Annotated in this window: 16 protein-coding genes; 10 read left to right on the top strand and 6 right to left on the bottom strand. The window is 72.2% G+C overall.

The window, feature by feature from the left end; translation table 11 throughout:
- Nucleotides 1–72: 72 nt before the first annotated feature.
- The 5 genes from C7C46_RS00495 (at nucleotide 73) to C7C46_RS00480 (ending at nucleotide 5,482) form a co-directional block, all read left to right on the top strand.
- Nucleotides 73–1,575, top strand: a complete 1,503-nt coding sequence (locus C7C46_RS00495) for an MFS transporter (RefSeq protein ID WP_110664512.1) — start codon at nucleotides 73–75, stop codon at nucleotides 1,573–1,575.
- Complete coding sequence (locus C7C46_RS00490; protein ID WP_110664511.1) at nucleotides 1,572–2,003, top strand: MarR family winged helix-turn-helix transcriptional regulator; 432 nt, start codon at nucleotides 1,572–1,574, stop codon at nucleotides 2,001–2,003. Before C7C46_RS00495 ends, C7C46_RS00490 begins: the two co-directional genes overlap by 4 nt.
- Before the next feature lie 178 nt (nucleotides 2,004–2,181).
- On the top strand, nucleotides 2,182–3,816 hold the full coding sequence (locus tag C7C46_RS00485; protein ID WP_110664510.1) for an alpha/beta hydrolase: 1,635 nt from the start codon (nucleotides 2,182–2,184) through the stop codon (nucleotides 3,814–3,816).
- Between the two features lie 266 nt (nucleotides 3,817–4,082).
- The gene (locus C7C46_RS34630) at nucleotides 4,083–4,241 is read left to right on the top strand and encodes a hypothetical protein (RefSeq protein ID WP_181442109.1); all 159 of its coding nucleotides are present in this window, start codon (nucleotides 4,083–4,085) and stop codon (nucleotides 4,239–4,241) included.
- A gap of 8 nt (nucleotides 4,242–4,249) precedes the next feature.
- Nucleotides 4,250–5,482, top strand: coding sequence for an MFS transporter (locus C7C46_RS00480; protein ID WP_110664509.1), 1,233 nt, complete (start codon nucleotides 4,250–4,252; stop codon nucleotides 5,480–5,482).
- Here the strand turns inward: C7C46_RS00480 and C7C46_RS00475 are convergent.
- The 5 genes from C7C46_RS00475 to C7C46_RS00455 are packed head-to-tail and all read right to left on the bottom strand — an operon-like array spanning nucleotide 5,472 to nucleotide 12,482.
- Entirely contained in the window at nucleotides 5,472–7,055 is a 1,584-nt protein-coding gene (locus C7C46_RS00475; protein ID WP_110664508.1) for a phytoene desaturase family protein, read from the bottom strand. The two genes, C7C46_RS00480 and C7C46_RS00475, sit on opposite strands and share 11 nt — an antisense overlap.
- An 11-nt stretch (nucleotides 7,056–7,066) precedes the next feature.
- Nucleotides 7,067–9,424 (bottom strand): beta-xylosidase/alpha-l-arabinosidase, encoded by a 2,358-nt coding sequence (locus C7C46_RS00470; protein WP_110664507.1) that lies wholly within the window; start codon nucleotides 9,422–9,424, stop codon nucleotides 7,067–7,069.
- A gap of 11 nt (nucleotides 9,425–9,435) precedes the next feature.
- Nucleotides 9,436–10,269 carry a carbohydrate ABC transporter permease gene (locus tag C7C46_RS00465; RefSeq protein WP_110664506.1) on the bottom strand — a complete coding sequence of 278 codons (834 nt, stop codon included), beginning with the start codon at nucleotides 10,267–10,269 and terminating at the stop codon, nucleotides 9,436–9,438.
- Nucleotides 10,269–11,153: a carbohydrate ABC transporter permease gene (locus tag C7C46_RS00460; RefSeq protein WP_110664505.1), complete on the bottom strand. Its 885-nt coding sequence runs from the start codon at nucleotides 11,151–11,153 to the stop codon at nucleotides 10,269–10,271. Before C7C46_RS00460 ends, C7C46_RS00465 begins: the two co-directional genes overlap by 1 nt.
- 18 nt (nucleotides 11,154–11,171) lie before the next feature.
- The gene (locus C7C46_RS00455) at nucleotides 11,172–12,482 is read right to left on the bottom strand and encodes an ABC transporter substrate-binding protein (RefSeq protein WP_425470001.1); all 1,311 of its coding nucleotides are present in this window, start codon (nucleotides 12,480–12,482) and stop codon (nucleotides 11,172–11,174) included.
- 203 nt (nucleotides 12,483–12,685) lie between these two features.
- On the opposite strand from C7C46_RS00455, the gene C7C46_RS00450 reads away from it, so the two are divergent.
- The 3 genes from C7C46_RS00450 (at nucleotide 12,686) to C7C46_RS00440 (ending at nucleotide 15,967) form a co-directional block, all read left to right on the top strand.
- A complete protein-coding gene (locus C7C46_RS00450; protein ID WP_110664504.1) occupies nucleotides 12,686–13,702 on the top strand; it encodes a LacI family DNA-binding transcriptional regulator in 1,017 nt (338 codons plus the stop codon).
- 191 nt (nucleotides 13,703–13,893) lie between these two features.
- Nucleotides 13,894–15,372 carry an endo-1,4-beta-xylanase gene (locus C7C46_RS00445; protein ID WP_245983932.1) on the top strand — a complete coding sequence of 493 codons (1,479 nt, stop codon included), beginning with the start codon at nucleotides 13,894–13,896 and terminating at the stop codon, nucleotides 15,370–15,372.
- Nucleotides 15,365–15,967, top strand: coding sequence for a polysaccharide deacetylase family protein (locus C7C46_RS00440; RefSeq protein ID WP_110664503.1), 603 nt, complete (start codon nucleotides 15,365–15,367; stop codon nucleotides 15,965–15,967). Before C7C46_RS00445 ends, C7C46_RS00440 begins: the two co-directional genes overlap by 8 nt.
- 63 nt (nucleotides 15,968–16,030) lie before the next feature.
- Here C7C46_RS00440 and C7C46_RS00435 read toward each other — a convergent pair whose 3' ends face one another.
- Nucleotides 16,031–17,074 (bottom strand): LacI family DNA-binding transcriptional regulator, encoded by a 1,044-nt coding sequence (locus tag C7C46_RS00435; RefSeq protein ID WP_245983930.1) that lies wholly within the window; start codon nucleotides 17,072–17,074, stop codon nucleotides 16,031–16,033.
- Nucleotides 17,075–17,653: 579 nt separating this feature from the next.
- Here C7C46_RS00435 and C7C46_RS00430 point away from each other — a divergent pair.
- Nucleotides 17,654–20,053, top strand: a complete 2,400-nt coding sequence (locus tag C7C46_RS00430) for a ricin-type beta-trefoil lectin domain protein (RefSeq protein ID WP_110664501.1) — start codon at nucleotides 17,654–17,656, stop codon at nucleotides 20,051–20,053.
- 244 nt (nucleotides 20,054–20,297) lie between these two features.
- Nucleotides 20,298–21,659 (top strand): jacalin-like lectin, encoded by a 1,362-nt coding sequence (locus C7C46_RS00425; RefSeq protein ID WP_110664500.1) that lies wholly within the window; start codon nucleotides 20,298–20,300, stop codon nucleotides 21,657–21,659.
- The last annotated feature ends 86 nt before the right edge of the window (nucleotides 21,660–21,745 follow it).

Here is a 21,745-nt window from a genome sequence, read left to right as displayed (position 1 = left end):
CCTGCACCTGCCCCCTCCGATCTCCGTCCCCCTCCTTCCGCCCCCACTTAGTTGTGTGCCTATAATCGTTGTATGACATTAACTACTTGGCTCCCCCGAGCCCACCGGACCCACCGGGCCCCCGCCGGGCCGCTGGACCGCCGCGGCCGCACCCGCGTGCTGGCGATCTGCTGCCTGAGCCTGTTCCTGGTCGGCGTGGACAACACGATCGTCAACCTCGCCCTGCCCGCCATCCAGCGCGACCTGCACGTCGGCGTCTCCGGCCTGCAGTGGGTGGTGGCCGGGTACACCGTGGTGCTGGCCACCCTGCTGCTGCCCGCGGGCGCGGCCGGCGACCGGTTCGGGCGGCGGCGCACCTTCCAGACCGGGCTGGTGCTCTTCACCCTCGGCTCGCTGCTCTGCTCGGTCGCACCGGGCCTGGGCACCCTGGTCGCGGCCCGGATGGCGCAGGCGGTCGGCGGGTCGATGCTCAACCCGGTCGCCATGTCGATCATCACCAACACCTTCACCGAGCCGCGCGAGCGGGCCCGGGCGATCGGCGTGTGGGGCGCGGTGGCGGGCGTCAGCCTGGCGCTCGGCCCGCTGCTCGGCGGTCTGCTGGTGGACACGGTCGGCTGGCGCGGGGTCTTCTGGGCCACCGTCCCGGTGGGCCTGGCGGCCCTGGCCCTCTGCGCCCGGTACGTCCCCGAGTCGCGGGCCGAGCGCGCCCGCCCGCTCGACCCGGTCGGCCAGCTGCTCATCGTGGTCCTGCTGGGCAGCCTCACCTACGGGGTCATCGAGGCGCCGACCGCAGGCTGGACGGCGCCCCAGACCCTGCTGTGCGGCGCGGCGGCCCTGCTCGCCGCGGCCTGCTTCGTCCCGTACGAGCTGCGCAACCGCGCGCCGGTGATCGACCCGCGCCTGCTGCGCAGCGCGCCGTTCGCCGGGGCCGCCGCGATCGCCGTCTGCGGGTTCGCCGCGCTCGGCGGCTTCCTGCTGCTCAACACCCTCTACCTGCAGGACGTGCGCGACTACTCGCCGCTGCACGCCGGACTCCTGACCCTGCCGCTGGCGGTGCTGGCCATGGTCTGCTCGCCGTTCTCCGGGCGACTGGTCGCCACCCGCGGCCCGCGGCTGCCGCTGATCGCGGCCGGCGCCGCGATGGCCGCCGGCACCGCCACCCTGACCGGGCTGACCGCCGGCACGCCCGACTGGCAACTGGTGGTCGCCTACAGCCTGTTCGGCATCGGCTTCGGGATGCTGAACGCTCCCATCACCACCACTGCCGTCTCCGGCATGCCGCGCGACCGGGCCGGAGTGGCCGCCGCGGTGGCCAGCACCAGCCGGCAGACCGGGCAGTTGCTCGGGGTCACCGTGCTCGGCTCGCTGGCCACCTCCGCCGTGCGCGGCCCGCTGCACTCGGGCTTCGCCGCGGCCAGCCACGTCGGCTGGTGGGTGGCGACCGGTTGCGCCCTGACGGTGCTCGCGCTCGGTATCCTCACCACCGGACGCTGGGCCGGACGCAGTGCCGCGCGGGTGGCGCAGCGACTGGAGTCCGTCCCGACCGAACGAGCAGTGGACGGCGGGAGCACGTGAACGAGAACGGCAGTGGCGGCGCGGCGGCCAGGGTCTGGGCGGCCCTGTCCGACCTGGTGCTGCGTCAGGAGAACCGCCGGGCCGAGGTGGAGCAGGCGCTCGGCCTGAGCTTCCTGCGTGCCAAAGCGCTGCGCCGCCTGCTGCCGGGCCCGCTGACGATGCGTGAACTGACGGAGCGGCTGAGCACCGACAAGCCGTACACCACGCTGATCGTGGACGAGCTGGAGCGGCGGGGCCTGGTGGAGCGCAGCGTCCACCCGCAGGACCGCCGCTCCAAGCTGGTCGCCCTCACCGCCGCCGGCACCACGGCGGCCGAGCAGGCCGAGCAGATCCTGTCCCGGCCGCCGCGCACCCTGCTCGCCCTGGACGAGGGCGAACTCGCCGAGCTGACCCGCCTGGTGGGCAAGCTGCGGACCGACCACCGTTAGGTGCTGGTGGCTCCTGCGCGCTCAGGTGGGCCCTGCGGCCCAGAGCCGAAAGCCGCGGGCCGACGCAGCGGGAGCCGGAGCCGACCCGCCCTGTTCCCCCATTCCCCAGCCGTAACGCCTTGATAACGTCATGTCAGCCCTCTAGTAGTGCCATTGCACATGTCACATCATGCATCCCATGCGAAAACTCACCGCCCTCCTGTCGGCCGCCGCTGCCGTCGCCGCCCTCAGCGGAGCCTCCGCCAGTGCCGCATCCGACACCGCCGCCCCGGAGGACACCGGGCAGGGGAAGCTCGCCTGGACCTCCTGCAACGACTCCGCGACACCCGCACTGCAGTGCGCGATGCTCGACGTGCCGGTGGACTACGCCGCCCCGCACGGGCGCAAGATCCAGATCAAGGTGAACCGGCTGCCTGCCACCGCGCCCAAGGACAAGCAGCAGGGCCCGATCCTGCTCAACCCCGGAGGCCCCGGCGACTCCGGGCTCTGGATGCCCGCCTTCATCTCCGGGCAGATCCCGCAGGACCTCGCCTCGACCTACGACTGGATCGGCTTCGACCCGCGCGGCACCAACGGCAGCGAGCCCCATGTGGTCTGCGACGCCTCCTACTTCAATGGCGAGCGCCCCGACTACCAGGTCAGCCAGGGCACTTCGAAGGCGTGGCTGACCAAGGCGGCCGGGTACGCCGCGGACTGCACCGCCGACTGGTCCTGGCTGCTGCCGCACATGACCACGGTCGACAACGCGCGCGACATGGACAGCATCCGCCGGGCGCTGGGCGCGAAGCAGATCAACTTCTACGGCGGCTCCTGGGGCACCTCGCTGGGCTCCACCTACGGCCAGCTCTTCCCCTCCCGGGTGCGCCGGATGGTGCTGGACAGCATCGTCGGACCGAGCATCAGTTGGTACGACCACAACATCCTGCAGGACCAGGAGCACCAGCGCCGCTTCGACGCCTTCGCCGCCTGGACAGCCAAGGCGGACTCCGTCTACCACCTGGGAACTGACGCCGCCTCGATCGAGCAGGCCTACCACCAGGTCGAGGCCGCCCTGCGGACCGACCCGGTGGACGCCGCGCCGGCCCCCGGCAAGATCGGCCCCGCCGAGTTCGAGGACACCTTCTACGGCGGCGGCTACAACTTCCTGCGCTGGCCCCGGATGGCCACCGTGCTGTCCGCGTACGTCACCCAGCACGACACCCGGCCGCTGAACATCGCCTACAACCGCTATGCGGCACCGGGCGCCGACGACGGCACCTTCCCGGCCTACAACGCGGTGCAGTGCACCGAGAACAACTGGCCGCGCGACTGGGAGTACTGGAAGAAGGACCAGGCCAGGGTCAACGCCGGTGCGCCGTTCTACACCTACAACAACATGTGGTACAACGCCGCCTGCATGTTCTGGCCCTACCAGGGCAACCAGGCCGGCCGCCTGAAGGTCACCGGCAAGGGCCTGCCGCCGGTCCTGCTCTTCCAGGCCACCGAGGACGCCGCCACCCCCTACCAGGGCGGGCTGGCCATGCACGACGCGCTGCCCGGCTCCAAGCTGGTCGTCCAGACCGGCGGCAGCTTCCACGAGATCCTCTTCCACCAGAACCCCTGCCTGGACGACACTTTCACCGCCTACCTGCGCGACGGCAGCCTCCCCACCGGCAAGGGCCCGATCGCCAAGACCTGCGCCCCCGAAGCCGACCCGGCCCCCGTCTACGTCACCCCGCCCCCGGCCACCACCGCGAAGACCGCCACCCCGGCCACAGCCACCACCCCGCTCGCCCCGACCGACCCGGAAGCCGTGCACGGCGTCCTGCGCTAGCAGGCCCCGCAGATCTGACTCGGCATCACCCTGCACGACCCGGGGCGACCGAGCGCGTACGTCGCGACCCCCTTCGGCCGGGACCGTCCATGACGGTCCCGGCCGAAGGCCGTTCGGCTGAGCAGCAACCCTGTGAACTGATTACTTCACCAGACCGAACCGAACGGTTGAGTTCATCTGAACTGGACGGTACAGTTCACTCTCGTGCCCGGTCCTGCCACCCGGTCCGCGCCCTTGCCAGACCCCTTCTCCCCCGGGACCTCGACATGACGACCTCCGTACTCGTTCCCGGCTCCTGCCACGGCGCCTGGTGGTTCGAGCCCCTGGCCCGCCGACTGCGCGAGCGGGACCGCTACGCCTCCCCGAACGCCCTCGCCGGGGCGAAGATCCCGCTGTCTGCCGCTGACGCCCCGTCAGCCGGCTGAGACCTGTCATGTCGATCTGGATCCTGCCCGCTGCCGGAGCGCCGCGCCTGCTCGCCGCGGCCCAACTGAGCAACTCCGTCGGCGACGGTGCCTACTACGTCTGCTCCGCGATGTACTTCACCCGCGTCGTCGGCCTGTCCGCCACCCAGGTCGGGCTCGGCCTGACCACCGCCTGGGCGGTCGGCTCGCTGGCGGGCGTGCCCCTGGGGCACCTCGCCGACCGCCGCGGGCCACGCGGGACGGCGGTCCTGCTGGCCCTGGCCACCGCCGCGGCGGCGGTCGCCGCCTTCCTCGCCATCCGCACCTTCGTGCCGTTCGTGCTGGCCGCCTGCCTGTACGCCACCGCCCAGTCGGGTCTGGCGGCCGCTCGGCAGGCGCTGCTGGGCGGGCTCGTCGACCCGGCGGCGCGCACCGGCCTGCTGGCCCGACTGCAGTCGGTGCTGAACGCCGGACTCGCCGTCGGCGCCACCCTCGGCGGGCTCGCGCTCGGCCACGGCACCCGGGCGGGCTACCTCGCGGTCTTCGCGCTGGACGCCCTCGGCTTCCTGGCCTGCGCGCTGCTGCTGCTGCGGCTGCCCCCGGTCGCGCCCGGTCGGGCCGAACCGGCCGGGGAGGCCAAGCTCGCCGTCCTGCACGACCGGCCGTACGCCGTGGTCACCCTGGTCAACACGGTCCTGCTGCTGCGGATGCCGCTGCTGAGTCTGGCGATCCCGCTCTGGATAGCCGCCCGCGCCGAGCAACTGACCTGGCTGGTCTCGCCCTTGTTCGTCCTCAACACGGTGGCCGTGATGCTGTTCCAGGTCCGCACCAGCCGGGCCGTCACCGACCTGCCCTCCGCCACCCGCACCGTGCGCCGCTCGGGCGCCGTGCTGCTCGCCGCCTGCGCGGCCTTCGCGCTGTCGGCGGCCGCGCTCCCCCGGTGGAGCGTGGCCGCCGTCCTGGTGGCGGGCTCGGTGCTCCAGGTGATCGGCGAGATGATGCAGTCGGCCGGGTCCTGGCAGCTCAGCTTCGACCTGGCTCCGGCCCGTCAGCTCGGCCAGTACCAGGGCTTCTTCGGCACCGGTGTGGCGGTCGCCCGGACCCTGGGGCCGCTGCTGCTCACCGCCCTGCTGATCACCTGGGGCACCCCGGGCTGGCTGCTGCTGGGCGCGCTCTTCCTGGCGGCCGGCTGCGCGATGGGCCCGGCTGCCCGGTGGGCCGAGCGCACCCGCACCCGCCCGCACCCCGCGGTCAGCGGCTGAGCTCGGCCAGTACGGCCCGGGCCGCGTTGTGGCCCGGGATGCCGCTGACGCCGCCGCCGCGCACCGCGCCCGCGCCGCACAGCAGCACGTTCTGACGGGTCGTCGCCACGCCCCAGCTGGCGGCGGCCCCGGCCGTCGCCTCGTCCTCCTCGGTGGCGAACGGGAAGGCGAGGTCACGGTGGAAGATGTGGCCGCCGGGCAGCCCCAGCTCCCGCTCCAGGTCCAGCGGGGTCCGCGCCTCCACGCAGGGCCGGCCGTCGGCGTCGGTGGCCAGGCAGTCGGAGATCGGCTCGGCCAGCACCTCGTCGAGCTGGGCCAGGGTCGCCGCCAGGGCCCGCTCCTTCGCGGCCGGGTCGGTGAAGAGCCTGGCCGGCATCTGCAGGCCGAACAGCGTGAGCGTGTGCCACCCCTCGCGGGCCGGCCCGGGCCCGAGGATCGAGGGGTCGGTGAGGGAGTGGCAGTAGATCTCCGACGGGGGCGCCGCCGGCTGCCGGCCTGCCGCCGCCTCGGTGTAGGCGGTGGCCAACTGCCGGTAGCCCTCGGCGACGTGGAAGGTCCCGGCGAAGGCCTCGTGCGGGCGGGCCGCCGCGTCCCGCAGCTTCGGCAGCCGGCGCAGCACCATGTTGACCTTCAGCTGGGCGCCCTCCGGGGCCGGCCCCGGGTCCTCGCCGAGCAGCCGGGCCAGCGTCGCCGGGGCCAGGTTGACCAGCACCCGCCGCCCGGTGGCCGTCAGCTCGCGCTCGCCGTCGCGGTAGCTGACCTCGGCCTCGCCGATGCCGTCGGTGCCGATGCCCGTGACCTCGCAGCCGGTCCGCAGCTCCGCCCCGGCGGCACGGGCGGCGTCCGCGAGGGCGCTGGTCACCGCACCCATGCCGCCGACCGGGACGTCCCAGTCACCGGTGCCGTTGCCGATCACGTGGTAGAGGAAGCACCGGTTCTGCTTCAGCTCGGGGTCGTGGGCGTGGGTGAGGGTGCCGATCAGGGCGTCGGTCAGCACCACGCCGCGCACCAGGTCGTCGGTGAACTCCTGCTCGATGGCCTCCCCGAGCGGGCGCTCGAAGAGCGTGGTCCAGGCCCGCTCGTCCGCCACCCGGTGGCGCAACTCGGCGCGTGACGGCAGCGGTTGGGTGAGCGTCGGGAACACCCGCTCGGCCACCGCCGCCGTCATCGCGTTGAACCGCTGCCAGGCCGCCCACTCCCGGTCGGAGCCGGTCAGCGCTCGGAACGATTCCCGGGTACGGCCCGGGTCACCGGCGTCCACCAGCAGGCCGGTGGGGAGGCCGTCGCGGACGGTGGGCGTGTAGGAGGCGATCCGGCGCCGCCGCAGCTCCACCCGCAGCCCGAGCTCCCGGACCACCTGCGCCGGCAGCAGGCTCACCAGGTAGGAGTACCGGGAGAGCCGGATGTCCACCCCGGCGAACGCCCGGGCCGACACCGCGGCCCCGCCGACCGAGGCCAGCCGTTCCAGCAGCAGCACCCGGTAGCCCGCCTTGGCCAGGTACGCCGCCGCCACCAGTCCGTTGTGCCCGCCGCCGACGATCACCACGTCGTGCCGGGAAGCCGAGTTCGCCATAGCCGGTCAAGCTACCCCACCGCGGTGCTGCGCGGGAGACCGCCACGGGGGGTGCCCAGCGGATCGAGCCCGGTCTGGTGCACCTCCGCGTGCAGTCGGCGGTGGTGGTCCACCACCCGGGTCGGGCCGGCCAGGCGCACCCGGGCCGCGTGCCGCACGTCGGTGCTCGACGCGGCCAGCCGCAGCTCCAACTCGCCCGGCTCCACGATGCGTTGCCCGTTGCGGCCGGTGAAGGCGGCCAGGTCCGCCGGGACGGTGAAACCGATCCGGGTCCGCTCGCCGGGGGACAGCAGGACGCGCTGGTAGCCGATCAGGCGCTGGACCGGCTGCACCACGGAGGCGACCGGGTCGTGCAGGTAGAGCTGGACCACCTCGGTGCCCACCCGGCGCCCGGTGTTGGTGACGGTGACGCCCAGCTCGAACTCGCCGTAGGTGGGGGCCTCCTCCTGATCGACCGTCATCTCGGACCAGCTGAACGCGGTGTAGCCCAGCCCGTGCCCGAAGGGGTACGCCGGGGTCGGGTCGGCGCTGGAGACCTGGCTGGCCTGGCCCAGCCGGGCCGCGAGGTAGCTGGTGGGCTGGCCGCCCGGTCGGGCCGGGATGCTGACCGGCAGGCGCCCGGACGGGTTCACCCGCCCGCTGAGCACGCCGGCCAGCGCCCGCGCCCCCTCCTCCCCGGGGAAGAAGGCCTGCACGATCGCGGCCGAGTCGGTCACCGCCCGGCCCAGCGCGTACGGACGCCCCGCCAGCAGGGTGACCACCACGGGGGTGCCGGTGTCGAGCATGACGTCCAACAGCCCCTGCTGCCAGCCGGGAAGCTCCAGTGTCTCCGCGTCGCAGCCCTCCCCGCTGGTGCCCCGTCCGAACAGTCCGGCCCGGTCGCCCAGGGCGAGCACCACCACGTCGCACTGCCGCGCCAGCGCCACCGCGTCGGCGAGCCCGGAGCCGTCGGCAGTCAGCACCTCCGCCGCCGGGAACTCCTCGCGCACCCGGTCCAGCAGCGTCGGCAGCGCGATCCCCAACGGCACCTGCGGGTGGGCGCTCCCCACGTGGACCGGGAACGCGTAGCACCCCAGGAACGCCATCGGCGTGTCCGCGTTCGGCCCGATCACCGCGATCCGCCGCGCCCCGGTGCCGAGCGGGAGCAGGCCCTCGTTGCGCACCAGCACCACCGCCCGCTCCGCGATCCGCTCGGCCAGCGCGCGGTTGCCCGGCCCGTCCAGGTCCACCCGGCCACGGGGCGAGCCCGGCTCCACCCCCTCCAGCGCGGGCGGCACCGGCGACCAGTCCGGGTCGAGCAGCCCGAGCTCCACCTTCTGCACCAGCACCCGCCGCAGCGCCCGGTCCACCATGTCCTCGCTCAGCCGGCCGTCCGCCACCGCGTCCAGCAGCGGCTGCCCGAAGGTCCGCACCGTCGGCAGCTCCACGTCCACGCCGCTCGCCAGCGCCAGTGCCGCCGCATCCGACCAGTCCTCGGCCACCCCGTGCAGGAGCTTCAGGAACGCGATGCCGAAGTAGTCGGCCACCACCGTCCCCTCGAAGCCCCACTCGCCGCGCAGCAGTCCGGTCAGCAGTTCCGGGTCGGCTGCCGACGGGATCCCGTCCGTGTCGGTGTACGCGTGCATCACCGACCGCGCCCCGCCGTCCCGCACCGCCATCTCGAACGGCGGCAGGATCACGTCCGCCCGCTCCCGCGGGCCCATCCCGACCGGTGCCAGGTTGCGCCCGGCGCGGGAGGCGGAGTAGCCGGCGAAGTGCTTCAGGGTGGCCACCACTCCGGCGGACTGCAGCCCGCGCACGTAGGCGGTGGCGATGGTGCCGACCAGGTAGGGGTCCTCCCCGATCGTCTCCTCCACCCGGCCCCACCGGGCGTCCCGGACCACGTCCAGCACCGGTGCCAGCCCCTGGTGGACCCCCACCGCCCGCAGGTCGCGCCCGATCGCCGCGGCCATCTCCCGGATCAGCCCGGGGTCGAAGGTTGCTCCCCAGGAGAGCGGCACCGGGTACGCGGTGGCCCCCCAGGCCGCGAACCCGGCCAGGCACTCCTCGTGCGCGATCGCCGGGATGCCGAACCGGTTCGCGCCGGCGATCCGCTGCTGCGAGCGCTGCAACGACAGGGCGCCCAGCCCCGCGTCCACCGGTGCGGTGCCGAACGGGCGGGTCAGCTGGCCCAATCCGTGCGGCAGCAGCTGCGCCAGGTCCACCGCCTCCTCCAACTCGTGCTGGTGCGGCGCGACTTCCTCCCCGTCCGCGCTCGCGCCGACCCACACCCCCACCAGCTGCGCCGCCTTCTCGCGCAGTGTCATCACCGCGATCAGGGCGTCGGCGCGCTCCTGCGCCGGCAACGAGACATCGCGCCAGGGTTCCATCTGAGGCACCGTCACTTTCCGCCGACCCCCATCAGCCCCTGGATCAGGGCGCGGCGGGCGAACAGGTAGACGACCAGCACCGGGAGCATCGACAGCACCACTGCGGCCAGCAGGCCGGGTGCGTCGACCCCGTGCTCGGTCTGGAAGTTGTAGAGGCCCAGGGTGATCACCTTGGTCGCGTCGGACTGGGTGAGCACCAGGGGGAAGAGGAAGCCGTTCCACGCCTGCAGTGCGGCGAAGACCACCACGGTGGCCAGCCCGCCGCGCGACAGCGGCAGCACCAGTTGCCAGAACACCCGCCAGGGCGAGGCGCCGTCCACCGCCATCGCCTCGTACAGGTCGGGCGTGATGTCGCGCATCGTGCCGGTGAGCACCAGGGTGCAGATCGGCAGGCAGAAGGCGGCCGTCGGCAGCACCACCCCGCTCAGGTCGTCGTACAGCCCGACCTGGCTGATCACGTAGAACATCGGCACGATCACCGCCTGGGCGGGGATCGCCAGTCCGAGCAGGAAGAGCCGGAACACCCGCGTGCTGCCGCGACCGCGACCGCGGACGATCGCGTACGCCAGCGGCGGGACCACCAGCAGCACCAGGGCGACCACGCTGACCGTGACCAGCAGGGTGTTGAGCAGGTCCGCGCCGAAGCCGCCGGAGAAGGCGTTCAGGTAGTTGGCGAAGGTCAGCCGTTGCGGGAGGCTCAGCGGGCCGTTGGTCGCGTAGTCCGACTGGCTGCGCAGCGTGGTGAGCAGCAGCACGTACAGCGGCAGACCGACCACGCCGAGCCAGATCAGCGCGCCGAACCCGGCAAGGTAGTTGGGACGTCGGCGGTTGGGGCGTCGGCGCATCAGATCCCCTCCGCCGTGCCGGCCATCGCGTCGTAGCCGGACAGTCGCACCAGCACCAGCGAGATCAGCGTGGCGACCACCACCAGAACCAGCGCGATCGCCGAGGCGCCACCGAAGTCGAAGCTCTTGAAGCCCTGTTGGTACATGTAGTAGGCGCTGATCGTGGTGTCGGTGCCCGGGCCGCCCTGGGTCAGGATCAGCACGGTGTCGAAGGTGGTCAGCCCGCCGACCACCATCAGCATGGTCGAGGTGACCACCGTGTTCCGCAGCTGGGGCAGCGTCACGTGCCAGAACTGCCGTACCCGGCCCGCCCCGTCCACCTCGGCCGCCTGGTAGAGCACGGCGGGGATCGCCCGCGCGCCGCCCTGGTAGAGCAGGGTGTGCAGCGGGGTCCACTGCCAGGCCCCGACGAAGGCCAGCACGCCGATCGCACCGCTGCGGCTGCCCAGCAGGTTGCCGTCGCCGAACAGCCAGGGCGCCTCGGCCGGCAGGCCGAAGTTGGGGTCGAGCAGGGCCCGCCAGAGCACCGAGACGGCGGTGGCGGAGAGCAGCAGCGGGACGAAGTAGACGGCGGACAGGATCGCCCGGTTGCGCTGCCGGCCGGCCGCCCAGACCCCGAGCAGCAGGCTGACCGGGGTCTGGACCAGGACGCCGAGGGCGGTCAGCAAGGCGCTGAGCCACAGGCTCTTGAGCATCACCGGATCGTGCAGCAGGGCGGTCCAGTTGGCCGTTCCGGCCAGGCTGGGCGCGCCGAGCCCGTTCCACCGGGTGAAGGAGAGCACGGCCACCAGGACCAGCGGCAGCACGGCGAAGGCGGCGAAGAAGACGGTGGCGGGCAGCGCCCAGAGGAGTCCGGGGCGGGTGCGCGCGCTGGGGCGGGTCATCACTCGGTCGCTCCCGGTTCAGGAGGCGGGCAGGGCCTGCATCGCCTTGACGAATCCCGCGGCGTCCAGCTGGCCGTCGAAGAAGCGCTGGACGGCCTGGTGGATCGGGGTGATCGCGGCGGGCGGATAGGCCTGGTCCCAGGAGAGCTGGAAGCTCGGCGCCTTCTTGACCAGGTCGTACTGGTAGCCGGAGTACTCGGGCGAGGCCGAACCGCTGAGGAACTGCGGGGTGTTGGTGGTGGTCGGCAGGTTGCCGATGGCCAGCTGGGCCTTCACGAACTGGTCGGAGTACATCAGCTTGAGGAACTGGGCGACCGCTTCGGGGTGCTTGGTGGTGGCGCGCACCGAGTAGAAGTTGTTGGTGTTGCCGACCAGGTCGTTCGGGTCGCCCTGGCCGCCGGCGACGGCGGGGAAGGAGCTGTAGCCGAGCTTGTCCTTGGCGAACTGGGGGTTGCCGGACTGCTGGGTGGCGTACTCCCAGGAGCCCATCAGCTCGAAGGCGGCCTTGCCCTTGGCCAGCAGGGCGGGCGAGCCCCCGTCGGTGAACTTGACCGAGTCGAAGGTGGTGCCGAAGGCGCCGGCGTCGATCAGCTGCTTGAGCATGCCGAGCGCCTTGGCCGCCTCGGGACTGGCCCAGGCGCTCGGGTCGCCGCCGACCGCCTTCTGGAACAGGCCCGGCCCGGCCACCCGGTCGAAGACGTACTCGAACCACATCAGGGTGGGCCACTGGTCACCACCGCCGAGCGCGATCGGGGTGACGCCCTTGGCCTTCAGCGCCCGCACCTCGTCCAGCAGCTGGTCCCAACTGGTCGGCGGGGTGATTCCGTTGTCGGCGAGCACCTGCTTGTTGTCGAACAGCAGCACCGGCTGGGTGCCGCGCATCGGGACGCCGTAGGACTTGCCGCCGATCACCGCGGTGTCGAAGACGGCGGGCAGGAAGCTGGACTTGAGCGCCGGGTCCTTGGCGATCAGGTCGTCCAGCGGCAGCAGCAGTCCGGCCTTGACGAAGGGCGCGATGCTGCCGCCGCCCCAGTTGAAGAACACGTCCGGGGCCTGCGGGGTGGTGATCACGGTCTGCAGCTTGGTCTGGTAGTCCGCGCCCGGGATGGTGTCGAGCACGGCCTTGACCGAGGAGGTCTTGTTGAAAGTTTCGACGATCTGCTTCTCCACGGTGTTGCCCGCGTCGCCGTAGACCAGGACGTGGATGGTGCCGGAGTCGGCGTTGCCGACGCCCGCACTGCCGGAGCCGCAGCCGGCGGTCAGGGCGAGGGCGGCCGTGCAGGCCATGGCGCTGACGGCCAGCCGGCGGTGGGCGGATCGAGGGCGCACAGCGGTCGAGCGGGATCTCATCGGCTGCCTGTCTTTCGATCGTTTCGGCGATGTTGCCGAATGTTGTGCGAAAACGTAGGCGGGCATGGCAGGGGCGTCAAGGGTCTGCGCAGGGTCCGATCCTTGCCTCGACAGCTCGGCCAGGGGCTACCATCCGTCCTGTGGAACCTTCAGCGGACAGAAATCCGCAGGCAGCGACCCGAATGGAGGCGGCAGTGACGGGGACGGCGACACTGGCCGAGATCGCCCGCGAAGCGGGGGTCTCGGCTCCGACTGTTTCGAAGGTGCTGAATGGCCGCGCCGACGTGGCTCCGGCCACCCGGGAGCGGGTCGAGGAGCTGCTGCGCAGGCACGGCTACCGCCGGCGGCGGGGTGCCGCCCAGGCCGCCCCGCTGCTGGAGCTGGTCTTCCACGAGCTGGAGAGCGCCTGGGCGATGGAGGTGATCCGCGGGGTGGAGAACGTGGTCCGCGCCGAGGGCCTGTCACTGGTGCTCTCCGAGTCGGCCGGGCACCTGAGCCTGGGGCAGTCCTGGGTGGACGGGGTACTGGCCCGCCGGCCCACCGGAGTGGTGCTCGTGCTGTCCGGCCTGGACCGCGCCCAGCAGGAGCAACTCATCAGCCGGGACATTCCGTTCGTGGTGATGGACCCGGCCGGCGATCCGGGCCAGGAGGTGCCGGCGGTCGGCGCCACCAACTGGCACGGCGGGCTGGCCGCCACCCGTCACCTGCTGGAACTGGGCCACCGGCGGATCGCGGTGATCGCCGGGCCGGGCCGGATGATGTGCAGCCGGGCCCGGGTGGACGGCTACCGCGCGGCACTGGAGACCGCCGGGGTCCCCTTCGATCCGGCACTGGTGCGCGAGGGGGACTTCCACCACGAGGCCGGGTACGCCGCCGGGCTGGAGCTGCTGCGGATGCCCGACCGGCCGACCGCCGTCTTCACCGGCAACGACCTGCAGGCGCTCGGGCTCTACGAGGCGGCCCGCGAGCTGGGGCTGCGGATCCCCGAGCAGCTGAGCGTGGTGGGTTTCGACGACCTGCCGCTGGCCCGCTGGGTCGGCCCGCCGCTCACCACGGTGCGCCAGCCGCTGACCGAGATGGCCGAGGTGGCCACCCGGATGGTGCTCGACCTGGCCCGCGGCAACCGGCCCGGCACGCTGCGGGTGGAACTTTCGACCACCCTGGTCGAACGGGACAGCACCGCGCCGCCCGCCGCCTGACGGCCGGTCGGGTCCTGTTGACGGACCGTCGGGAGGACGGCTACGGTCGCCGCGGACATTCGGCAACGTGCTCGAAACATTCGGAGGCTCCCTCCAAGGGCACCGCCCTCGGGATCTGCCGCCAAGGGCACCGCCATGTCCCCGCACCACCGCTCGTCCGCTCCCCCACCCGACGCGGAAGGACAACACCGGTGCCCAACACCATCCACCCTCGCAGCACCCACCCCCGCAGCACCCGCCGAGCACTCTGCGCGGCGGCCGCCGCGGCTGCCGCCGGCGCGCTGCTGATCGCCGGCCTCGGCGGCTCGGCCGGCGCCGCCTCGACCAGCCTCAAGACCCTGGCCGAGGCGAACAACCGCTACTTCGGAACCGCCGTGCAACGGTCCGACCTCTCCAACTCCACGCTCACCTCCACCGCTTCGGCCCAGTTCGACATGGTGACCCCCGGCAACGAGATGAAGTGGGACACCACCGAGCCCGCCAACGGCAGCTACAACTTCGGCCCCGGCGACCAGATCGTCTCCTTCGCCAAGGCCAACGGCATGCGGGTGCGCGGCCACAACCTGGTCTGGCACAGCCAACTGCCCAACTGGGTCAGCAGCTTGCCGACCGGTCAGGTGCAGGCGGCGATGGAGGCCCACATCACCACCGAGGCCACCCACTACAAGGGCCAGGTCTACTCCTGGGACGTGGTCAACGAGCCGTTCAACGAGGACGGGACGCTGCGCCAGGACGCCTTCTACGCCGCGATGGGCAGCGGCTACCTCGCCGACGCGCTGCGCACCGCGCACGCGGCCGACCCCGGCGCCAAGCTCTACCTGAACGACTACAACATCGAGGGCGAGAACGCCAAGAGCGACGCGCTCTACAACCTGGTCGCCGGCTTCAAGGCCCAGGGCGTACCGATCGACGGCATCGGCCTCGAGAGCCACTTCGTGCTGGGCCAGGTGCCCGGCAGCATGAAGGCCAACATGCAGCGGTTCGCCGCACTCGGCCTGGACGTGGCCATCACCGAGCTCGACGACCGGATCCAACTGCCCGCCAGCAGCGCCAACCTGACCCAGCAGGCGAACGACTACACCACGGTGGTGAACGACTGCCTGGCGGTGCCGCGCTGCGTGGGCGTCTCGCAGTGGGGCGTCGGCGACGCCGACTCGTGGATCCCCGGGTTCTTCTCCGGGTACGGGGCGGCGACCATGTACGACGCGAACTACCAGCCGAAGCCGGCCTACTACGCGGCAGCGGCAGCCCTGGGCAGCGGCAACGGCTCGCCGACACCGACCCCGACCCCCACGCCGACCCCGTCACCGACCCCGACCCCGACGCCCACTCCCACCCCGACCGGCGGCGGAAGCTCCTGCAAGGTCACCGATGCGGTGAACGCCTGGAACACCGGCCTCACCGAGAACATCACCCTCACCAACACCGGCACCAGCACCCTCAACGGCTGGTCCCTCGGCTTCACCCTCCCGTCCGGCCAGAGCCTGGTCTCGGCCTGGAACGCGAGCATCAGCCCGAACAGCGGCGCGGTGACCGCGACCAGCCTGTCCTACAACGGCACGCTGGCACCGGGCGCGTCCACCACCATCGGGTTCCAGGCCAACCACACCGGCAACGCCGCGGCGCCCACCGCGTTCACGCTCAACGGAAGCGCCTGCTCCGTTGGCTGACACCTCGTCACCGGCGGCGGCCGCTCCCCACGGCGGCCGCCGCCGGCCCACCATCGCGCTCACCTTCGACGACGGGCCGCACCCGGAGTCCACCCCGCGCCTGCTCGCCGTCCTGCGCTCGGCGGGCCACCGGGCCACCTTCTTCGTCTGCGGCCAACAAGCCGAGCGGTACCCGGAGTTGCTGCTCGCCCTGCACCGGGCGGGGATGTGGATCGGCAACCACAGCTACTCGCACCCGCACCTGACCGAGCTGCCACCCGCCGCCCTCGCCGAGGAGATCGCACGCACCCAGCGCATCGTCCGCGAGCTCACCGGAACCGCGCCGACCCTGTTCCGCCCGCCCTACCTGGAGACCGGCCCCGCAGTGCGGGCCGCGGCTGCGAACGCCGGCCTGACCGAGGTGCTGTGCACCACCGACACCCGCGACTGGGCGGGCGCGACCCCGCAGGCGATCACCGACGCGGCGGCCGCGGCCGACCCGGGTGGCATTGTCCTGATGCACGACGGCTACTCGGCCACGGTCAGCGCGCTGCCGGCGGTGCTGCGCGCCTGGTCGGCGCGCGGCGTGGCACCGGGGCCGGCGGGCGGGCCGTAGCGGCCGGGAGGCGGCCGCATCGCTCAGTCCCCGCCGCGTGAACCCGCCACTCGGACCCGCCGCTCAGCCCGTCGCCCGACCGCTGCTGGCCCGCAGCACCAGCTCCGGGGCGACGGTCGCCACCCGGTGGCCGGCCCCGGTCGCGCTCCGGTCGGCGGCCCGCACCAGGTCGCGGAGCAACTCGAAGCCGCGGCGGCCCAGTTCGCCGAAGTCCTGGCGGACGGTGGTGACCGGCGGGGTCAGGTAGCCGGCCTCGGGGATGTCGTCGAAGCCGACCACGCTGACCTCCTCGGGCACCCGGCGCCCGTGCTCGTGCAGGGCCCGCAGCAGGCCGAGCGCCATGTGGTCGTTGGCGCAGAACACCGCGGTGACCGCCGGATCGGCGGCCAGCCGCAGACCCGCCTCGTACCCGGAACGGGCCGACCAGTCACCGGGCAGCGCGGGCGGCACCTCCCGGCCCTGCGCGGACAGCACCGTGCGCCAACCTGCCTCGCGGGCACCCGCCTCCAGCCAGTTCGCCGGGCCCGCGACGTGGTGCACGGTGCGGTGGCCCAGGTCGAGCAGGTAGCGCACGGCCGCCTCGGCACCGGCCTGGTTGTCCACGCCGGCCCCGGGCAGCCGCCCCGGTTCGGTCGCGCCCACCGTGACCATCGGCACCGTCCCGACCCGCTGCGCCAGTGCCGCCACCGTCGAGGTCTGCGAGGCGATCACCGCGATCCCCTCGACTGCCTGGTCCCGCAGCCGGTCCACCGCCTCGAGCACCGAGCGGATGTCCTGGTGGCGCAGGCTGGCGATGCTGATGAAGTAGCCCGCGCCCCGGGCGGCCTGCTCGATCCCGTACAGCATGTGGGAGGGCCCGTACAGGGTGCTGTCGAAGCTGATCACGCCGAGCGTCTGCGACCGCTTGGTCACCAGCGCCCGCGCCGCCGTGTTCCGCCGGTAGTCCAGCTCCCGGATCGCGGTCAGCACCCGCTCCCGGGTCTCCGGCCGCACGTTGGGACTGTCGTTGAGCACCCTCGACACGGTCTGGTGCGACACCCCGGCCAGGACCGCGACGTCGGCCATCACCGGCTGACGGCTCTGGGGCCCGACGGTCCCTGTTCCCAATCCGAACTCCTTGGTCGTTCCCGAGACGCGACGGCCGCAGCGGGGGCTGCGTGCCGGGCCCAGCCTATCCGCGCGCCCGGTCGGCCGGGCGGGAACGCTCGTCCGAATCGTTCCGACCCCGACGACGGGCCATCGAGAGCGTGAAAGATGTATCGGACTCATTTGGAGCTCTGGCGAACAACATCAGGGTTGCCCGACGGGTCGGGCGACCGCCAGGAAGCCGGAAACTCTGCCACTGACCTGAGCAGACATCACTTTGCCCGATCGGAAGCCCTGTTCCCAGTGCCGTTTCCGGTCATATATGTCCGCCTATCCTCTTGACATCGCCTGCTAATGACCCGATAAATACGATCCATAGGTGCCCGATGGGGTCGCGGATCCGGACTTGGTGCACCTGTTCGAGGGCAGGCCGGCCCGGGACGACGCGCAGGGCGGAGCCAGGCCCTCGCCCCCGGTCGGCCCGAAGTCGTCACTGCGCCACCCGAGATGGGCTCCGCCGGTCCTGCGGACGGTCCGAAGGTGTCCCATCGCCCCGCCCGGGGCACACCGCAGCACCCTGACCGAGAAGGCAGAGGGACAATGACGCCTCAACCCCACAAGCGGAGCGACCGCCGCCCCGTGCGGACCGCCGCGGTGGGCGCGCTCGCGCTCGCGGCGGCCGTCGCCACCCCGCCGACGGCCCACGCCGCCACCTCCACCACCCTGTACGTCTCCCCCACCGGGTCCGGAACCGCGTGCACCGCGACCGCGCCCTGCTCGCCGGCCCAGGCCAAGACCTCCGTCGAGTCGATCAACGGCTCGATGACCGGCGACATCGTCGTGCAGCTCGCCGGGGGCACCTACCGCCTCACCACGCCGCTGCGGTTCACCAGCGCCGACTCGGGCAGCAACGGACACACCGTCAGCTGGCAGGCCACCCCCGGCCAGTCGCCGGTGCTCTCCGGCGGCACGCAGGTCACCGGCTGGACCCTGCACGACTCGACCAACAACATCTACGCCGCACCGGTCCCCGTCGGCGCCGACTCACGGCAGCTCTTCGTCGACGGCTCGATCGCACCACGCGCCGCGATGTCCGTCGCCCGCAGCGACCTCGCCTTCACCAGCTCCGGTCTGACGATCCAGAACCCGAACCTCGACTGGATCGCCAACCTGCCGGAGCAGGACCGGATCGAGCTCGAAGCCCAGAACTCCTTCACCGACCGCTTCACGCCGGTGCAGAGCATCAGCGGCACGAACGTGACCATGCAGGAACCGGCCTGGCAGAACAACGGCTGGGGCTACGACACCATGGAGAAGCCGTTCGCCGGCGGCTCACTCCAGCTGGAGAACTCCTACGCGTTCCTCAACACGGCCGGGCAGTGGTACCTCGACCCGCGGGCCGGCCAGCTCTACTACAAGGCGCCGGCCGGCTGGAACCCCGCCGGCCACGACGTCGAACTGCCGCTGACCACCTCGCTGCTGAACATCAGCGGCAGCTACAGCAGCCCGGTGCGCAACCTCGCCTTCCAGGGCATCGCCTTCAAGCACACCACGTGGCTGGCCCCCAGCAGCAGCATCGGCTACGCCGACCAGCAGACCGGCACCTTCCTCAACCAGGCCTACTCCAACGAGCCGTCGAACTTCCTGTCGGCCTGCGCCACCGGGTGCCCGGCCTTCGAGTCCACCCGCAACAGCTGGGGCCAGGTCCCCGCAGCGGTGCAGGTCTCGGCCGCCAGCGGGATCACCTTCAGCGGCGACACCTTCAGCGACCTCGGCGAGGTCGGCCTGGGCATCGGCCAGGACGCGGACGCCGTCGCCTCGGGCACCGGCCTCGGCGCCTCGAACATCACCGTCAACGGCAACACCTTCAGCAACGACTCCGGTGGCGGCGTGGTGGTCGGCGGGGTCCAGCCCGACGCCCACCACCCGTCCAACCCGGCGATGACCGACCAGAACATCACGGTCAGCAACAACCGGGTGAGCAGCGTGGCGCAGGACTACAAGGACATGCCCGGCATCCTGTCCACCTACGTCACGCACGCCGTGATCACCCACAACGAGGTCTCCGACCTCGCCTACGACGGCATCGACACCGGGTGGGGCTGGGGGATCAACGACGCGGGCGGCAGCCAGGACTACGTCAACCGCGGCACCTACAACTTCCAGCAGACCTACACCACGCCGACCACCCTGAAGAACACCGTCGTCACCTACAACAAGGTCCACGGCACCAAGAAGGTCTTCCACGACGGCGGCAGCATCTACAACCTGTCCGCGAACCCCGGCAGCGTGTTCGGCGACAACTACGTCTACGACAACCAGTTCACCACCGGCCTCTACCTGGACGAGGGCTCGCGCTACCTCACACTGACCGGCAACGTCCTGCAGGACAACGGGCTCTGGGCCTTCACCAACGCCAGCGCCAGCAACAACACCAGCGACAGCACCTTCGCCGGCAACTGGTACAACCACGGCGCCGCCAACGTGGCGACCGGCTCCCCGCACAACAACGTGCTGTCCGGCAACGTCCAGGTCAGCGGCACGAACTGGCCGGCGGGCGCCCAGGAGGTGATCTCCCAGGCCGGCGTCGGCAGCGGCACCACCGGCACCGGCGCGCTCCACGCGGTCGGCGCCGGCCGGTGCCTGGACGTCAACGGCTCCAGCACCACGCCGGGGACCCGGCTGCAGATCTGGGACTGCTCGGGCAGCGGCAACCAGCTCTTCACCCACAACTCGTCCAACCTGGTCACCGTCTACAGCGGCGGCAGCCAACTGTGCCTGGACGCCTACCAGAAGGGCACGACCAACGGCACCGCGGTCGTCACCTGGACCTGCAACGGCCAGACCAACCAGCAGTGGAGCCTGAATCCCGACGGGACCGTCACGAGCCTGCTGTCCGGCCTGTGCCTCGACGTGGGCAACGCCGCCACCGGCAACGGCAGCCTGGTCCAGCTCTGGAGCTGCAACGGTCAGGCGAACCAGCAGTGGAACCTGGGCTGAGCCGCAGGTGAGGCGGGGTGGGGGCCGGGCCGCCAGGAACCCCCGGCGGCCCGGTCCTCATCGGCCGGCAGGGCAAGAACATTGCGTTAACGCTAACAAAATCTTCCCGAACGAATTGACATGGCATCACAAACAGCCAGTTCAGAACCGATTCGGGGGAAGCTCAAGCATGTTGACGCACTCATGGTTCGCTCATACGCTCCCAACGCCGGATCCCCCTGGCCGTCCTCCGATCGGAGCACCGATGTCCAACGCCCGTCTGCGCCACCCACGTGTCCGCTCCGTGCTCGCGGGCGCCCTCGGCGCGGCCGCCGCACTGGGCTCGCTGATCGCCGCACCGCCCGCCCAGGCCGCCACCACCGACGGCGGATCGCTCTCCGTGCTGACGTACAACGTCGCCGGCCTGCCGCAGGCGCTGTCCAGCGCCTCGACCGACCGGCAGAGCAGCACCACCGCCATCGGGAGCCGGCTCGCGCCGTACGACGTGGTGAACGTCCAGGAGGACTTCAACTACCACGCCGCGCTGTACGCCGCCGACACCCACCCGGACCGCACGGCGACCAGTGGCGGAGCCGGCCTCGGCAGCGGCCTCAACACACTGTCCGACCTCCCGTACGACACCGACGACTTCGAGCGGGTCAAGTGGAACGACTGCCAGCTGGACTCCGGTGACTGCCTCACCCCCAAGGGCTTCACCTTCATGCGCACCCGGCTGGCCGAGGGCGTGTACGTGGACTTCTACAACCTGCACGCGAACGCGGGGACGGCGGCCGGCGACGAGACCGCCCGCGCCGCCAATCTGGCGCAGCTCTCCGGCTACATCGCGACCCACTCGGCCGGGAACGCCGTCGTCGTGATGGGCGACACCAACACGCGCTACACGCGGGCCGACGACACCATCGCCGCCTTCGCCGCCGACAACCGGTTGACCGACGCGTGGGTGCAGCTGGAGCGCGGCGGCGTGGCCCCGGCGCGCGGCGGCGACCCGCTGCTGTGCGACCAGAACGCGCCCACCGACACCTGCGAGGTGGTCGACAAGGTCCTGTACCGCAGCAGTTCGCTCGTCTCGCTGACCGCGACCTCGTACGCCGACAAGCACGCCGACTTCCTGGACGCCTCCGGCCGGATGCTCTCGGACCACGACCCGGTCGCCGTGGGCTTCAGCTGGAGCCGGAACCCGGCGTACCTGGCGAGCGATCAGTTCGGCGGGCCGCACGGCGACTTCTACACCGACATCGACCGCGTCACCGCCGGAGCCCGGGCCACCATGGTCAGTCTGCGGTCCGGCTCCCGCGTCGACCAGGTCGGCCTGGCCCTCGCCGACGGCACCTCCCTGGTCCACGGGGGCTCCGGCGGCACCGCCTCCTCGCTCACCCTGGGCAGCGGGGAGTACCTGAGCTCGGCCACCCTCTGCCAGGGCTCGTACAACGGGCACACCCGGATCTTCTACGCCTCGTTCACCACCAGCCTGGGCCGCTCCCTGGCCGGCGGCACCACCGCCGACTGCGTCACCCGCACCGCGCCCGCCGGCTGGCAGCTCGCCGGGTTCCACGGCCGCGCCGGCGACGAGGTCGACAAGCTCGGCTTCCTGTTCACCCGTCGCTGACCACCCCGCACCTCCCCGGCCCGGGCCGCCACCCGGGCCGGGGACCTTCGCCCGGACGCCGCTTCGCCCACCAGGCCGACCAGGCC

Origin of the sequence: Streptomyces tateyamensis, from assembly GCF_003205575.1 — a bacterium.
GTDB classification, from domain to species: Bacteria; Actinomycetota; Actinomycetes; order Streptomycetales; family Streptomycetaceae; genus Kitasatospora; species Kitasatospora tateyamensis.
This window is presented reverse-complemented; position numbering and strand designations above follow the sequence as displayed.

Coding starts and splice junctions, on each gene's coding strand:
- C7C46_RS00495 (WP_110664512.1), top strand. CDS start 73: ATGACATTAACTACTTGGCTCCCCCGAGCCCACCGGACCCACCGGGCC.
- C7C46_RS00485 (WP_110664510.1), top strand. CDS start 2,182: ATGCGAAAACTCACCGCCCTCCTGTCGGCCGCCGCTGCCGTCGCCGCC.
- C7C46_RS34630 (WP_181442109.1), top strand. CDS start 4,083: ATGACGACCTCCGTACTCGTTCCCGGCTCCTGCCACGGCGCCTGGTGG.
- C7C46_RS00480 (WP_110664509.1), top strand. CDS start 4,250: ATGTCGATCTGGATCCTGCCCGCTGCCGGAGCGCCGCGCCTGCTCGCC.
- C7C46_RS00475 (WP_110664508.1), bottom strand. CDS start 7,055: ATGGCGAACTCGGCTTCCCGGCACGACGTGGTGATCGTCGGCGGCGGG.
- C7C46_RS00470 (WP_110664507.1), bottom strand. CDS start 9,424: ATGGAACCCTGGCGCGATGTCTCGTTGCCGGCGCAGGAGCGCGCCGAC.
- C7C46_RS00465 (WP_110664506.1), bottom strand. CDS start 10,269: ATGCGCCGACGCCCCAACCGCCGACGTCCCAACTACCTTGCCGGGTTC.
- C7C46_RS00460 (WP_110664505.1), bottom strand. CDS start 11,153: ATGACCCGCCCCAGCGCGCGCACCCGCCCCGGACTCCTCTGGGCGCTG.
- C7C46_RS00450 (WP_110664504.1), top strand. CDS start 12,686: ATGGAGGCGGCAGTGACGGGGACGGCGACACTGGCCGAGATCGCCCGC.
- C7C46_RS00430 (WP_110664501.1), top strand. CDS start 17,654: ATGACGCCTCAACCCCACAAGCGGAGCGACCGCCGCCCCGTGCGGACC.
- C7C46_RS00425 (WP_110664500.1), top strand. CDS start 20,298: ATGTCCAACGCCCGTCTGCGCCACCCACGTGTCCGCTCCGTGCTCGCG.